This is a genomic window from Micromonospora sp. WMMD1128 (assembly GCF_027497235.1).
GTDB lineage: Bacteria > Actinomycetota > Actinomycetes > Mycobacteriales > Micromonosporaceae > Micromonospora.
In genome coordinates this window covers 3,254,775-3,268,711 of record NZ_CP114902.1, presented here as the reverse complement: position 1 = coordinate 3,268,711, position 13,937 = coordinate 3,254,775, and the positions used below count along the sequence as shown (strand labels likewise).

General features: G+C 71.1%; 15 protein-coding genes. 12 read left to right on the top strand and 3 right to left on the bottom strand.

Features of this window, described 5'->3' with window-relative positions; genetic code table 11:
* Window positions 1–31: 31 nt before the first annotated feature.
* Complete coding sequence (locus tag O7602_RS14965; protein ID WP_281589791.1) at window positions 32–949, bottom strand: PD-(D/E)XK nuclease family protein; 918 nt, start codon at window positions 947–949, stop codon at window positions 32–34.
* 81 nt (window positions 950–1,030) lie between these two features.
* On the opposite strand from O7602_RS14965, the gene O7602_RS14960 reads away from it, so the two are divergent.
* The 3 genes from O7602_RS14960 to O7602_RS14950 all read left to right on the top strand — a co-directional run bounded on the left by O7602_RS14960 (window position 1,031) and on the right by O7602_RS14950 (window position 3,830).
* Window positions 1,031–2,173, top strand: a complete 1,143-nt coding sequence (locus O7602_RS14960; protein WP_281589790.1) for a M50 family metallopeptidase — start codon at window positions 1,031–1,033, stop codon at window positions 2,171–2,173.
* A complete protein-coding gene (locus O7602_RS14955) occupies window positions 2,170–3,114 on the top strand; it encodes a tRNA (adenine-N1)-methyltransferase (RefSeq protein WP_281589788.1) in 945 nt (314 codons plus the stop codon). The genes O7602_RS14960 and O7602_RS14955 overlap by 4 nt, the downstream gene beginning before the upstream one ends.
* A gap of 143 nt (window positions 3,115–3,257) precedes the next feature.
* On the top strand, window positions 3,258–3,830 hold the full coding sequence (locus O7602_RS14950) for a hypothetical protein (protein WP_281589787.1): 573 nt from the start codon (window positions 3,258–3,260) through the stop codon (window positions 3,828–3,830).
* 48 nt (window positions 3,831–3,878) lie between these two features.
* On the opposite strand, the gene O7602_RS14945 is transcribed toward O7602_RS14950, so the two are convergent.
* Window positions 3,879–4,172: a ferredoxin gene (locus tag O7602_RS14945; RefSeq protein ID WP_281589785.1), complete on the bottom strand. Its 294-nt coding sequence runs from the start codon at window positions 4,170–4,172 to the stop codon at window positions 3,879–3,881.
* A gap of 178 nt (window positions 4,173–4,350) precedes the next feature.
* Here O7602_RS14945 and arc point away from each other — a divergent pair, with 178 nt between their 5' ends.
* From arc to O7602_RS14900, 9 genes are all read left to right on the top strand, one after another.
* Window positions 4,351–6,132 carry a proteasome ATPase gene (gene arc, locus O7602_RS14940; protein WP_281589783.1) on the top strand — a complete coding sequence of 594 codons (1,782 nt, stop codon included), beginning with the start codon at window positions 4,351–4,353 and terminating at the stop codon, window positions 6,130–6,132.
* Between the two features lie 92 nt (window positions 6,133–6,224).
* On the top strand, window positions 6,225–6,983 hold the full coding sequence (locus O7602_RS14935) for a hypothetical protein (protein ID WP_281589781.1): 759 nt from the start codon (window positions 6,225–6,227) through the stop codon (window positions 6,981–6,983).
* 158 nt (window positions 6,984–7,141) lie between these two features.
* On the top strand, window positions 7,142–8,659 hold the full coding sequence (gene dop / locus O7602_RS14930; protein ID WP_348651323.1) for a depupylase/deamidase Dop: 1,518 nt from the start codon (window positions 7,142–7,144) through the stop codon (window positions 8,657–8,659).
* A gap of 107 nt (window positions 8,660–8,766) precedes the next feature.
* Window positions 8,767–8,973 carry a ubiquitin-like protein Pup gene (locus O7602_RS14925; RefSeq protein ID WP_013286106.1) on the top strand — a complete coding sequence of 69 codons (207 nt, stop codon included), beginning with the start codon at window positions 8,767–8,769 and terminating at the stop codon, window positions 8,971–8,973.
* Window positions 8,974–8,994: 21 nt separating this feature from the next.
* The gene (locus tag O7602_RS14920) at window positions 8,995–9,492 is read left to right on the top strand and encodes an endonuclease VII domain-containing protein (protein ID WP_281589780.1); all 498 of its coding nucleotides are present in this window, start codon (window positions 8,995–8,997) and stop codon (window positions 9,490–9,492) included.
* Window positions 9,411–10,250 carry a proteasome subunit beta gene (gene prcB, locus O7602_RS14915; protein WP_281589778.1) on the top strand — a complete coding sequence of 280 codons (840 nt, stop codon included), beginning with the start codon at window positions 9,411–9,413 and terminating at the stop codon, window positions 10,248–10,250. Before O7602_RS14920 ends, prcB begins: the two co-directional genes overlap by 82 nt.
* A 52-nt stretch (window positions 10,251–10,302) precedes the next feature.
* Window positions 10,303–11,136 (top strand): proteasome subunit alpha, encoded by an 834-nt coding sequence (gene prcA / locus O7602_RS14910; protein ID WP_281589777.1) that lies wholly within the window; start codon window positions 10,303–10,305, stop codon window positions 11,134–11,136.
* A gap of 146 nt (window positions 11,137–11,282) precedes the next feature.
* Window positions 11,283–12,641 (top strand): Pup--protein ligase, encoded by a 1,359-nt coding sequence (gene pafA / locus O7602_RS14905; protein WP_281589775.1) that lies wholly within the window; start codon window positions 11,283–11,285, stop codon window positions 12,639–12,641.
* 56 nt (window positions 12,642–12,697) lie between these two features.
* Window positions 12,698–12,892 (top strand): hypothetical protein, encoded by a 195-nt coding sequence (locus O7602_RS14900; protein WP_281589773.1) that lies wholly within the window; start codon window positions 12,698–12,700, stop codon window positions 12,890–12,892.
* Between the two features lie 39 nt (window positions 12,893–12,931).
* On the opposite strand, the gene O7602_RS14895 is transcribed toward O7602_RS14900, so the two are convergent.
* Window positions 12,932–13,867 carry a hypothetical protein gene (locus tag O7602_RS14895; RefSeq protein ID WP_281589770.1) on the bottom strand — a complete coding sequence of 312 codons (936 nt, stop codon included), beginning with the start codon at window positions 13,865–13,867 and terminating at the stop codon, window positions 12,932–12,934.
* Window positions 13,868–13,937: the final 70 nt, after the last annotated feature.

Sequence of the window (13,937 nt, the reverse complement as noted above, 5' to 3'; positions counted from 1 at the left end):
CCGAACCCGGCCTCCTCCTCGAGGAGGAGCGTCACTCGTCGGCCCCCGGGGTGGCGGGGCGGGACCGGGCGTCCACGAGCGGGTCGGGCGCGGCGGCGGCTACCGGGAACGGCGGCGGGGTGCCGCCGAAGCTCGGACACCGCGACTGGTGGCTGCACCAGTCGCAGAGCCGACTCGGCCGGGGCCGGAAATCCTGCCGGACGGTGGCCTGCTCGATCGCCCGCCACAACGCCACCACCGTGCGCTCGAAACGCACCAGTTCCTCGGCGTCGGGGGCGTAGTCGCACACCTCGGCGTCCTTGAGGTAGAGCAGGCGCAGCACCCGCGGCACCACGCCCCGGGTGCGCCACAGCACCAGGGCGTAGAACTTCAGCTGGAACAGCGCCCGTGCCTCGAACGCCTCCCGCGGCGCGCCGCCGGTCTTGTAGTCGACCACCCGCAACGCGCCGTCGGGCGCCACGTCGAGCCGGTCGAGGTAGCCCCGGATGAGCAACTCGTCGTCGACCACCGCGGAGATCAGCGCCTCGCGCTCGGCCGGTTCCAGCCGGCGCGGGTCCTCCACCGCGAAGTAGCCCTCCAGCAGCGCCGCCGCCGAGCGGAGGAACCCCTCCAGGCCGGCCGTGTCGTCGTCGGCGAACAGCGTCGACAGCTCCGGCTCCGCGGTGACCAGCCGGTCCCACTGCGGGGCGACCAGGTCACCCGCCGACTTCGGGGTGCGCGCCGGCGCCGGCAGGTCGAACAGCCGCTCCAACACGGCGTGCACGAGCGTGCCCCGGGCCTGCTCGACCGTCGGGCGCTCGGGCAGCCGGTCGATGCTGCGGAACCGGTAGAGCAGCGGGCAGGTCTTGAAGTCGGCCGCCCGCGACGGCGACAGCGACGCCCGCACCGTGACCGGCGCCGCTTCCGCCGTCGGGTCGCCCTGCGTGTCGATCACCGGTCTCGCCGTCATGCCCGGAAGGTTAGGCCACCGGTGTGACACCGCCGCCGTCGCCGCACCGGTCGATGATCTCCCCCGCGTAGCATCGCCGGAATGGAGCAGCGGACCCGACGACCGCGCCGGCCCGGGCTGAGCCTCGGCCGGGTCTTCGGGGTGCCGCTGCGGGCCGACGCCTCGATGCTGCTGCTCACCGTCGTGGTCACCGTGCTCTACGCGGCGCTTGCGCGCCGCCAGCTCGACCTCGGCGGCCCCGGCAGCTACCTGATCGGGCTCGGTTTCGTCGTCTCGCTGCTCGGCTCGGTGCTGCTGCACGAGCTGGGACACGCGCTCACCGCCCGCCGGTTCGGCATCGGAGTGCGGGGAATCACGCTGGAACTGCTCGGCGGCTACACCGAGATGGACGCCGACGCGCCCACTCCCCGGGTGGAGCTGTTGATCTCGCTGGCCGGCCCGGCGGTGTCCGCCGTGCTCGGCGCCGGCGCGGTCGCCGCCACCCTGGCGCTGCCCGCCGGCACGCTCGGCCATCAGCTCGCCTTCCAACTCGCGGTCGGCAACGCGGTGGTGGCGATCTTCAACAGCCTGCCCGGGCTGCCCCTGGACGGCGGGCGGGCGCTGCGCGCGGCGGTGTGGGCGCTCACCCGGGACCGGCACCGGGGCACCGAGGTGGCCGGCTGGGTCGGCCGGGCGGTCGCGCTGGGCACGGTGGCCCTGGTGGTGGCGCTCACCCTGCGCCGGGCGCTCGTCCCACTGGCCCTGCCGCTGCTCCTGCTGGTCGCGCTGACCCTGTGGCGGGGCGCCGGGCAGTCCATCCGGCTGGCCCGGATCGGCCGCCGGCTGCACCTGGTCGACCTGGCCCGGCTGGCCCGCCCGCTCCTGCCGGTGCATACCGGCACTCCGCTGGCCGAGGCGCAGCGCCGCCGTGACGAGGCGGGCCCGCCGGACGCGGCGCTGGCCGTGGTCGACTCGACCGGCCGCACCGTGGCGCTGGTCGACCCGGCCCGCGCCGCCGCCGTACCCCGGGACCGCCGGCCCTGGCTGGCGGTGGACGAGGTGGCCCGCGGCCTGGCCACGCTGCCCGTCCTGCCGGTCGGCGCGGACGGCGAGCGGGTGCTGGAGACCGTGCGCGCCCACCCGGGCGCGCAGTACCTCGTGACGGCAGGCGAAGATGTGGTGGGCGTGCTGCACGTCGCGGATCTCGCCCAGCTCCTCGAACCGAAACGGAAGACGAACACGTGACCGCAGAGATCTCCACCGTCCCGGCGCTGCCTCCCGTGCACCGCGGGCCGTTCCGGCCCGGCGACCGGGTGCAGCTCACCGACCCGAAGGGCCGGATGCACACCGTGACGCTGGAGCCCGGCAAGGAGTTCCACACCCACCGGGGCATCCTCAGCCACGACACCCTGATCGGCCTGCCCGACGGCAGCGTGGTCACCACCACCGGCGGCGGCACCGCCTTTCTGGCGCTGCGGCCACTGCTGTCGGACTACGTGCTCTCCATGCCGCGCGGCGCCCAGGTGATCTACCCGAAGGACTCCGCGCAGATCGTCGCGATGGGCGACATCTTCCCCGGCGCCAAGGTGCTGGAGGCCGGCGCCGGCTCCGGCGCGCTGTCCTGCTCGCTGCTGCGGGCCGTCGGCACCGACGGTGAGCTGCATTCGTTCGAGCTGCGCGACGACTTCGCCCAGATCGCCAGGCGCAACGTCGAGGCGTTCTTCAACGGCCCGCACCCGGCCTGGCGGCTGCACGTCGGCGACGTCGCCGGGTGCGCCGAGACCGGTTTCGACCGGATCATCCTCGACATGCTGACCCCGTGGGAGATGCTCGACATGGTCGAGCGGGCGCTCGTACCCGGTGGCGTGCTGATCGGCTACGTGGCCACCACGCCCCAATTGTCCGAGCTGGTCGAGGCGCTGCGCGAGCGCGGCGGCTGGACCGAGCCGCGGGCCTGGGAGTCGATGGTCCGCGACTGGCACGCCGAGGGGCTGGCGGTCCGGCCCGACCACCGCATGATCGCGCACACCGCGTTCCTGGTCTCCGCGCGCAAGCTCGCCCCGGGGGTCACCGCCCCGCCGCGCCGGCGCAAGCCCAGCAAGGGCGCCGAGGCGTACGCCCAGCGCCGCGACGCCCTGCGCGCCGCGGCGGCGGCCCGGTCGGTGGCGGAGCCGGAACAGCCCTGACCCCCGCCGCGCGAAGCCCCACGGACGGGCGGATCATGTGTGCCCGTGGGGACGACGACACCGGAGACGGTAAGCATGAGGGAGTGGATCGGGGCGCGTGACGGGCGGGCAGCCCGTCCCGGCGGAGCGGGGCGGGAGGTGGCGTGAGCAGTCCCGGCTACGGCAACGGCGAGATGCCCGCCGTCTTCCCCGACTGGTCGCCCTACGCCGACCTGGAGTCGGCCGCCCGGGCCTACCTGCGTGACCCCGACATCGCCCTGGAGGCGCTCGGCGGGGTGCTGCGGGGCGCCTCGGTGCTCGGCTTCACGCTGGAACGCTTCGTCAACGAGGTGAACGGCGTGTGGCAGGAGGTCGTCGTCTGCGACGGCAGCCGACTGGTGCTCTGGCACGGCGAGGACGTCCCGCCGGGGGAGGGGCCGCCCGGCGCGATGACCTCCTCGCTGCGGGTGGTGCCGGTCTCCACCGTCACCGAGGTCGGCTGCCGGCGCCGGCTCACCCGCGCCGAGGACGGCACGGTCCGGGTCGACAGCATCGACGTCTACCTGCTGCTCAGCTCGCTGGACGAGGCGCCGCCGAGCGACGAGGTGGCGGGCACGCCGCGGCACGACGCGCTGCGCTTCGGCAAGACGCTCGACGACGGCGGGGCCGGACAGATCGGGCGGTTGGAGGAGTTCGCCCGGCTGGTGGCCTCCGTCGTCGGTCGTCCGATGCTCTGATACGCGGGTGGGCCGGGGACCCGTCCCCGGCCCACCCCGCTCGTCCGCTCAGCCCTCGGCCTCCGGGCCGGCCACCTCGACGCCGTCGCCGGCCCGCACCACGTGGATGCACTCGCCGGGGCACTCCTTCGCCGAGTCGATCACTTCGAGGCGCAGGTGCTCCGGCACGTCCACCCGGGCGCCGGGGCTCAGCCGCAGCTCGCCGTCCGGCCCCTTGACGTACGCCAGGCCGTCGACGTCGAACTCGAAGACCTCCGGCGCGTACTGCACGCACAGCCCGTCGCCGGTGCAGAGGTCCTGGTCCACCCAGACCTGCACCTGGTCCGTCGCGACGTCGGTCATCGAAGCACCCCCCATGTTCTCCCGTACCGGACTCCGACGGTACCCGAACGCCCGTACCCGCCCGTCAACCAGCCCTTGGCGATCAAGCTTCGGTGACGAGCGCGTTGCGGAGGACCGAATCGGGCTCATAGCGGCTAGTGTTAGCTCAGAACGTTCAAGCCCCCCGGGGAGGTGGGACGTGGCACGCAGCGACGACGCGGACTCGCGCGCCGCACGGTGGGAGAAGGAAGCCCACGATCTCTCCACGCAGGTCGCGTTCCTTCAGGAGGAACTCGCTCTGGTGCGACGCAAGCTGACCGAAAGCCCCCGACACGTCCGGCAGCTCGAAGAGCGGCTGGCGGCCACCCAGGCACAGTTGGCCCGGCTGACCGAGAACAACGAGCGGCTCGTGAGCACCCTCAAGGAGGCTCGCGCGCAGATCGTCACGCTGAAGGAGGAGATCGACCGGCTCGCCCAGCCGCCCAGCGGCTACGGCGTCTTCCTGGCGAGGCACGACGACGGCACGGTGGACGTGTTCACCGGCGGGCGCAAGCTCCGCGTCGCCGTCTCGCCCTCGCTGGAGGTCGACGAGCTGCGCCGAGGCCAGGAGGTCCTGCTCAACGACGCGCTCAACATCGTCGACGCGTTCGGCTACGAGCGGGTCGGTGAGGTGGTGATGCTCAAGGAGATCCTGGTGGGTCCCGACGGCGCCCCGGGTGACCGGGCGCTCGTGGTGTCCCACTCCGACGAGGAGCGCATCGTGCACCTCGCCGAGACCCTGATCGGCAGCACGATCAGGGCCGGCGACTCGCTCATGATCGAGCCCCGCTCGGCGTACGCGTACGAGCGGATCCCGAAGAGCGAGGTCGAGGAGCTGGTGCTGGAGGAGGTGCCCGACGTCAACTACGAGGACATCGGCGGCCTCCAGTCGCAGATCGAGCAGATCCGCGACGCGGTGGAGCTGCCCTTCCTGCACGCCGACCTGTTCCGCGAGCACCAGCTCCGGCCGCCGAAGGGCATCCTGCTCTACGGCCCGCCCGGCTGCGGCAAGACGCTGATCGCCAAGGCGGTGGCCAACTCCCTTGCCAAGAAGATCGCTGAGCGTCGCGGTGAGGAAAAGCACACCAGCTTCTTCCTCAACATCAAGGGTCCCGAGCTGCTCAACAAGTACGTCGGCGAGACCGAGCGGCACATCCGGCTGATCTTCCAGCGAGCCCGGGAGAAGGCCGGCGAGGGCACCCCGGTGATCGTGTTCTTCGACGAGATGGACTCCGTCTTCCGCACCCGCGGCTCCGGCGTCTCCTCGGACGTGGAGAACACCATCGTCCCGCAGCTGCTCAGCGAGATCGACGGCGTGGAGGGCCTGGAGAACGTCATCGTCATCGGCGCCTCCAACCGGGAAGACATGATCGACCCGGCGATCCTGCGACCCGGCCGACTCGACGTCAAGATCAAGATCGAGCGGCCGGACGCCGAGGCGGCCAAGGACATCTTCTCCAAGTACATCCTCGCCGGCCTGCCCCTGCACGCCGACGACCTGGCCGAACACGGCACCGATCCCCAGGCCACCGTGGCCGCGATGATCGACGCCGTGGTCCTGCGGATGTACTCGGAGACCGAGGAGAACCGCTTCCTCGAGGTGACCTACGCCAACGGGGACAAGGAAGTCCTCTACTTCAAGGACTTCAACTCCGGCGCGATGATCCAGAACATCGTCGACCGGGGCAAGAAGATGGCCATCAAGGAGTTCCTCACCTCCGGGCGCAAGGGGCTGCGGCTGCAGCACCTGCTCGACGCGTGCGTCGACGAGTTCCGCGAGAACGAGGACCTGCCCAACACCACCAACCCCGACGACTGGGCGCGCATCTCCGGCAAGAAGGGCGAACGGATCGTCTACATCCGCACGCTCGTCTCCGGCGGCAAGGGCGCCGAGGCCGGCCGGTCCATCGAGACCGCCAGCAACACCGGCCAGTACCTCTGAGGTCGGCCCATCGGGGCGGCGCCGCGTCGGCGCCGCCCCGATCGGTCGTTTCCGGGGCCACGAAAACGCGGCATCCCCGCTAGTGTCTGCCGGTGCGTAGATCACTTACCCCGCTCCTGGCCGTCTGCCTCGCCGCCCTGCTCGCCGCCTGCGGCACCACCACCGACGGCGGCGGCACCGAGCCGGCCGGCCCGTCGTCGGCGTCCACCGCCGCCGCGGACCCGGTCGACGCGATCCGCCAGGGCCTCGGCCGCAGCCTGGAGAAGACGGCCAAGATGGACGTCACCATCAAGGCGGGAGAGCAGACCATCACCATGCGGTCCGCCATCGAACCCGCCACCGGCGCGATGATGCTGGACATGACCACACCCGACCCGGTCAGCATGGTCCTCACCGCCGACGCCCTCTACCTCAAGCAGGACGAGTCCGACGGCAAGCCCTGGGTCAAGCTCGACCGCAAGCGGCTCCGGCCGGACGGACCGCTGGCCCAGGGCCTCGACGTCCGGGCGCAGGCCGGCATCCTCGGCGGCGTGGAGTCCGCCGAGCCGGCCGGCGACGGCCGCTACACCGGCGTCGCCGACGCCGACAAGGCCGTCGCGGCGGCCTCCACCGAGGGCGAGCGGACGACGCTGCGGAACGCGTTCAAGGTCCTCAAGAACAAGTCGGTGCCGTTCGAGGCCACCCTGGATCCCGAGGGCCGGCTCACCCTGCTCACCTACACGTTCGACACGGCCGCCGGGACCATCGAGAACGAGATGAAGATGCACAGCTTCGGCGAGCCGGTCCGGATCACCGCACCGAAGGCGTCGGACACCGAGGAGGCGTCGGCCGAGATGTACCGCTTCTTCTGACCTGTCGCGGCGGGTGGCCGGAGCGGAAGACACCGCTCCGGCCACCCCCGGTGCCGGACCGTACCGCCCACCCGGGGCCCGGCGCGCCACCTATCGTCGACGCGCCGACTACGCTCGACATGACGGGGACCCCGACGGCGAGCGGAGCGGGCAGGTCGATGAGCGTCAGACGGATCATGGGCACCGAGGTCGAGTACGGCATCTCCGTGCCCGGCCAGGCCGGAGCCAACCCGATGGTCACCTCCTCGCAGGTGGTCAACGCCTACGGAGCACGACCCGAACTCAACCGGGGCGGGCGGGCCCGCTGGGACTACGAGGAGGAGTCGCCGCTGCGCGACGCCCGCGGGTTCACCTACTCCGGGGCGGCGTACGACCCGGCCGAGGCGCTCGCCGACGAGGACCTCGGGCTCGCGAACGTGATACTCACCAACGGCGCCCGGCTCTACGTCGACCACGCGCACCCCGAATACTCCACCCCCGAGGTGACCACCCCCCTCGACGTGGTGCGCTGGGACAAGGCGGGGGAGCGGGTGATGGCCGAGGCGTCCCGCCGGGCCGCCACGATCCCGGGCACCCACCCGATCCACCTCTACAAGAACAACACCGACAACAAGGGCGCGAGCTACGGCGCCCACGAGAACTACCTGATGCGCCGGCAGACGCCGTTCGCCGACATCGTGGCGTACCTGACGCCGTTCTTCGTCACCCGGCAGATCGTCTGCGGCGCCGGCCGCGTCGGCATCGGCCAGGACGGCGGCCAGAGCGGCTTCCAGGTCTCCCAGCGGGCCGACTTCTTCGAGGTCGAGGTGGGCCTGGAGACCACGCTGAAGCGGCCCATCATCAACACCCGGGACGAGCCGCACGCCGACGCCGACAAATATCGCCGGCTGCACGTCATCATCGGCGACGCCAACCTGTCCGAGATCTCCACGTTCCTCAAGGTCGGCACCACCTCGCTGATCCTCGCCATGATCGAGGAGAAGGCGCTCGGCGCGGACCTGGGCATCGCCGACCCGGTCGGCGAGCTGCGTGCGGTCAGCCACGACCCGTCGCTGAAGCACCTGATGCGGCTGCGCGACGGCCGCCGGCTCACCGCGCTCGACGTGCAGTGGGCCTACCTGGAACGGGTCGGCTCCTTCGTGGACGACCGCTACGGCCAGGACGTGGACGCGCAGACCGCCGACGTGCTGCGTCGTTGGGAGAGCGTGCTGGACCGGCTCGGCCGCGACGCCTTCGAGTGCGCCGACGAGCTGGACTGGGTGGCCAAGCTGCGGCTGCTGGAGGGCTACCGGGAGCGGGAGAAGCTCGGCTGGGGCTCGCACAAGCTGCAACTGGTCGACCTGCAATATTCCGACGTGCGGCCGGAGAAGGGCCTCTACCACCGGCTGGTGCAGCGTGGCTCGATGAAGACGCTGCTCAGCGACGAGCAGACCCGCACCGCGATGACCGAGCCGCCGGAGGACACCCGGGCCTACTTCCGGGGCCGCTGCCTGGCGCAGTACGCCTCCGAGGTGGTCGCCGCGAGCTGGGACTCGGTCATCTTCGACGTGGGCCGGGAGTCGCTGGTCCGGGTGCCGATGATGGAGCCCGAGCGGGGCACCCGCGCGCACGTCGGCCAGCTCTTCGACAGGTGCGAGAGCGCTAAGGACCTGTTGGAGATGCTGACCGGCGGCTGACCCGGATGCCGGAAGGCCCGCCGAGTGCCGGAACCCGGCGCGCGGCGGGCCTTTCGTCGCCCGCGCGAGGTAAGTTGATCGCAGGCGATCGTGGAGGAGGCACCACCATGGCGACGCAAGAGGGTGGGCAGACCCAGTCCGGCAAGTCCCGCGAGGAGGTCGAGGAGGTCACCGCTGAGGCCAACCCCGAGGTTGCCGAGCGGCACGCCGAAATCACCGAGGACGTCGACGACCTGCTCGACGAGATCGACTCCGTCCTGGAGGAGAACGCAGAGGAATTCGTGAGAGGATACGTACAAAAGGGAGGTCAGTGAATATAACGGGTTAAAACGGACATGGCGCTCCCGCTGGATGATCAGGACGGCCGACGCCGTTGCCGCGACTGCGGGGAATGCAAGCCGCTCGAAGATTTTTGTGCAAGCAGCAAGCGTCCCACCGGCCGCGGCAGCTACTGCAAGCCTTGCCACAACAAGCGGACCACGGAATCCAAGCAACGGCTCTACGGCGGTGATCGCGAGTATCACCTGCGGCGCCGGTACGGGGTCGGTGAGAAGGAGTTCCAGGAGCTCCTGGCCGAGCAGGGCGGCGTGTGCGCGATCTGCCGGCGCCCCGATCCGGAACACCTGGACCACGATCATCGCACCGGATGGGTGCGCGGGATACTCTGCTTCAACTGCAACGGTGGTCTCGGCCAGTTCAAGGATGACCTCGACAACCTGGCCGGGGCGATCACGTACCTGAGAGGAACCACGTGGCAGCGGGTTTTGATCCATCCGGGCGTCTTCCAGATGTGTTCACCAACGCGGGGACGTCCTCCTTCACCACATTTCTGAGCAAGGTGGCCCCCGAGATGCTGCCCGGCCGTCGGCCGCTGCCGCCGGGCATGGCCGCCGACATGGCGCCGCACGCGACCACGATCGTGGCCATCTCGGCCGCGAACGGCGTGGTCATGGCCGGTGACCGCCGCGCCACCATGGGCAACCTGATCGCCCAGCGTGACATCGAGAAGGTGCACCCGGCCGACGCGTACTCGCTCGTCGGCATCGCGGGCACCGCGGGCATCGGCATCGAGCTGATGCGATTGTTCCAGGTGGAGTTGGAGCACTACGAGAAGATCGAGGGCGCGATGCTCTCGCTCGACGGCAAGGCCAACCGGCTGGCCTCGATGATCCGGGGCAACCTGGGCGCCGCCATGCAGGGCCTGGCCGTGGTGCCGCTGTTCGCCGGCTTCGACCTGGCGGCGAGCGACCCGGCGCGGGCCGGCCGGATCTTCAGCTTCGACGTGACCGGCGGCCCGTACGAGGAGACCGGCTACGACGCGATCGGCTCCGGCTCGTTGTTCGCCAAGTCGGCGCTGAAGAAGCGTTTCCGGGCGGGCCTGTCGGTCGAGGACGCGACGCGGCTGGCCGTCGAGGCGCTCTACGACGCGGCGGACGACGACACCGCCACCGGCGGCCCCGACCTGACCCGGCGGATCTACCCGGTCGTGATGACCGCGACGGCCGAGGGCACCCACCGGCTCACCGACGCCGAGACGGCGGCGCTCGCCGAGGGCGTGGTGTCCGGCCGGATGGAGAATCCCGGCGGCTGACGCCGTCCACCCGTCACCGAGCCAGCAGTCCCGAAGAAGGAGAACCGCCGCCGTGGCCATGCAGTTCTACGCCTCGCCCGAGCAGATCATGCGCGACCGTTCCGAGCTGGCCCGCAAGGGCATCGCCCGGGGGCGTAGCGCGGTGGTCCTGAGCTATGCCGGCGGGGTGCTCTTCGTCGCCGAGAACCTCTCCAGCACCCTGCACAAGGTCAGCGAGATCTACGACCGGATCGGTTTCGCCGCCGTGGGCCGGTACAACGAGTTCGAGAACCTGCGGCGCGCGGGCGTGCGGATGGCCGACCTCAACGGCCTGAGCTACGACCGGCGGGACGTCAACGGCCTGGCCCTGGCGAACGCGTACGCGCAGACGCTTGGTGCGATCTTCACCGAGCAGTCGAAGCCGTTCGAGGTGGAGATCTGCGTGGCCGAGGTGGGCGCGACGGCGGAGGACGACTCGCTCTACCGGGTGACCTACGACGGCTCGGTCAACGACGAGCCGGGCCGGATGGCGATGGGCGGCCAGTCCGAGGCGATCGCCGGCGTGCTGAAGAACGAGCACCGTCCGGAGATGTCGCTGGCCGAGGCGGTCCGCGCCGCGATGAAGGCGTTGAGCAGCGTCGGCGGTGAGGGTGGGGCGGCCCGCACGATCGCCGCCAACCAGTTGGAGGTGGCGGTCCTGGACCGCGCCCGGGTGGGCCGGACGTTCCGGCGGATCACCGGGGCGGCGCTGTCCGGGCTGCTGGACGGCGACGCGGCTGCCGACACGTCGCCGGCGCCGGGCCGGGCGAAGACCCCGACGGTGCCGACCGAGGAGGCGAAGAAGCCGACCACCTCGGCGGGTTCCGCCGATCTGGAGGGTCACGCGGAGGACAAGCCCACCGAGTGAGACGTGCTTTCGGACCCCGCCACTTCGCCGAAGTGGCGGGGTCCGCTGCTGTGCGATGGCACCACCTCGCCGTACCGGCGGCCTTCGCGCGTGACGCTGACCGTCGGCGCTGCCCATTGCGGGCTCCGGGCGGCTAATGTCTCATCATGGAGCGGCGAATCTTCGGCCTCGAAACCGAGTACGGCGTCACCTGCACCTATCGCGGGCAACGCCGACTGTCCCCCGACGAGGTCGCGCGGTACCTGTTCCGGCGGGTGGTGTCGTGGGGCCGGTCGAGCAACGTGTTTCTGCGTAACGGCGCCCGCCTCTATCTGGACGTGGGCTCGCATCCGGAATACGCGACGCCGGAGTGCGACTCGGTGACCGACCTGGTGGCCCACGACCGGGCCGGCGAACGGATCCTGGAGGGTCTGCTCGTCGACGCGGAGAAGCGGCTGCACGACGAGGGCATCGCGGGCGAGATCTACCTGTTCAAGAACAACACCGACTCGGCCGGCAACTCGTACGGCTGCCACGAGAACTACCTGGTGTCCCGGCACGGCGAGTTCGGCCGTCTCGCCGACGTGCTCATCCCGTTCCTGGTCACCAGGCAGTTGATCTGCGGCGCGGGCAAGGTGTTGCAGACGCCGCGCGGCGCGGTCTACTGCCTGTCGCAGCGGGCGGAGCACATCTGGGAGGGTGTCTCCTCGGCGACGACGCGCAGCCGGCCGATCATCAACACCCGGGACGAGCCGCACGCGGACGCGGAGCGCTACCGGCGGCTGCACGTGATCGTCGGTGACTCGAACATGAATGAGGTCACCACGTTGCTGAAGGTCGGCACCGCCGACATCGTGCTGCGGATGATCGAGGCCGGCGTGGTGATGCGGGACCTGACGTTGGAGAACCCGATCCGGGCGATCCGTGAGGTGTCGCACGACATCACCGGTCGGCGCAAGGTTCGGCTGGCCTCCGGCAAGGAGGTCTCGGCGCTCGACATCCAGCAGGAATACCTGACTAAGGCGACGGAGTTCGTGGAGCGTCGGGGCGGCGACCAGACCGCCAAGCGGGTGGTGGAGCTGTGGGGGCGGGTGCTGCGCGCGGTGGAGACCGGCGACCTGGACCCGGTGGCGCGGGAGATCGACTGGGTGTCGAAGCTGAAGTTGATCGAGCGCTACCAGCGCAAGCACGACCTGCCGCTGTCGCATCCGCGGGTGGCGCAGATGGATCTGGCCTATCACGACGTGCGGCGCGGCCGGGGCCTGTACGGGCTGCTGGAGCGCCGGGGCGAGGTGGACCGGATCGCGAACGACCCGGAGATCTTCGAGGCGAAGGAGACGCCGCCGCAGACCACCCGGGCGCGGCTACGGGGTGAGTTCATCCGGCACGCGCAGGAGAAGCGACGCGACTTCACCGTCGACTGGGTGCACCTGAAGCTGAACGACCAGGCGCAGCGCACGGTGTTGTGCAAGGACCCGTTCCGGGCGTACGACGAGCGGGTGGAGCGGCTGATCGCCAGCATGTGAGGCCGGTGGCGGGCCCGTGCTCCGGCGGACCGGAGCACGGGTACGCTGGCGGTGCCATGAACACTTCCGATTCGGCTGGCCGCGATTCCGGCGCGGAGAAGCTCAACTGGATCGACCGTCGCCGGGAGAAGATCCGCGCCGAGATCGAGCGGAACCGTCGTGGCGAGCACAGGGTGCCGACCTGGGTGTTGGCGGCGGTGCTGGTGTTGATCGTGGTCGGCTGGTTGTCGTTCGTCTTCCTGGCCGGCTGAGCCGGGTCGCGCCCCGCCGGTCGCGCCCCGCCCGTCGCGTCAGTTGTAGGGCATGGTGGGGAACCAGCCGATCCCGAAGCGGGCGGGCAGGCGCACGTCCCAGTAGACGACGGTGAAGACGCCGAGCGCGACGAGCAGCGCGCCGGTCACCACGGCGGCGCGGCGAGGGTCGGCCATCCAGGTCAGGAAGCGTCCCCGGCTGGCCATGACGACGATGCCGAAGATCAGCGTGACGAGCAGGATGTTACCCAGCGACTGGAGAGCGAAGGCGAGCGCGCCGTAGAGCGGGTTGCCGGTGTCGGCGGCCCAGTGGAACAGCTTGTTGAACATCGGGTAGGGGCGTCCGATGAGGAATCCGCCGACGAGCGCGCCCATCGTCACGACCCGGCCGACGGGCCGGCGGGCGAAGACGTCGGGGAGCAGGCCGAGCGCGGCGAGCCCGAGGTAGATCAGCGCCAGGCCGATGACGCCGAACACGACCGACGACTGGACGAGGCGGACCGGCATGCCGTCGACGTCGGCGGTGGAGAGTTGGGGGAGCCGGTCGCCGAGCAGGACGCCGATGGCGCCGTAGCTGGCCGAGACGGTGATCATGCCGAGGGCGAGCCATCCGACCGGGCGTAGCAGGGCCCGTAGCGGCGCGGTGGTGGCGTCGGTGCCGGATGCCTGACTCATCGGGCCGACCGAGGCGGCCATGGCGACGTTGCAGGCGGTGAAGGTGCCGGCGAAGCCGGAGACGAACGCGAAGAGCAGCCCGGCGGCGGTGCCGGTGATCGCGGTGCCCTTGGCGTCGTGGCCGAGCACGGTGTTCGCGACGTTGTCGCCGATGACCTTGTCGACCAGTTCGAACGACCACAGGACGGCGAGCAGGACGCCGGTCGCGGCGCTGAGCAGGACGACCCGCGCGCGGCGCCGGGCGCGGGGCGGCGGGACGTCCGGCCGGCGGCCTGTTTCCGGAAGCTGTCGCAGGGACATGGCGCCTCACCTTCCGTTGCGGGGACGCGGCGGCCCGGGGCCGCGGCGGGGGTGGGGGAAGCGTGCCGGG

What these genes read in the sequence shown, in the direction of transcription:
- O7602_RS14965 (WP_281589791.1), bottom strand. Translation starts at nt 949, where the DNA reads ATGACGGCGAGACCGGTGATCGACACGCAGGGCGACCCGACGGCGGAA.
- O7602_RS14960 (WP_281589790.1), top strand. Translation starts at nt 1,031, where the DNA reads ATGGAGCAGCGGACCCGACGACCGCGCCGGCCCGGGCTGAGCCTCGGC.
- O7602_RS14945 (WP_281589785.1), bottom strand. Translation starts at nt 4,172, where the DNA reads ATGACCGACGTCGCGACGGACCAGGTGCAGGTCTGGGTGGACCAGGAC.
- dop (WP_348651323.1), top strand. Translation starts at nt 7,142, where the DNA reads ATGAGCGTCAGACGGATCATGGGCACCGAGGTCGAGTACGGCATCTCC.
- O7602_RS14925 (WP_013286106.1), top strand. Translation starts at nt 8,767, where the DNA reads ATGGCGACGCAAGAGGGTGGGCAGACCCAGTCCGGCAAGTCCCGCGAG.
- O7602_RS14920 (WP_281589780.1), top strand. Translation starts at nt 8,995, where the DNA reads ATGGCGCTCCCGCTGGATGATCAGGACGGCCGACGCCGTTGCCGCGAC.
- pafA (WP_281589775.1), top strand. Translation starts at nt 11,283, where the DNA reads ATGGAGCGGCGAATCTTCGGCCTCGAAACCGAGTACGGCGTCACCTGC.
- O7602_RS14900 (WP_281589773.1), top strand. Translation starts at nt 12,698, where the DNA reads ATGAACACTTCCGATTCGGCTGGCCGCGATTCCGGCGCGGAGAAGCTC.
- O7602_RS14895 (WP_281589770.1), bottom strand. Translation starts at nt 13,867, where the DNA reads ATGTCCCTGCGACAGCTTCCGGAAACAGGCCGCCGGCCGGACGTCCCG.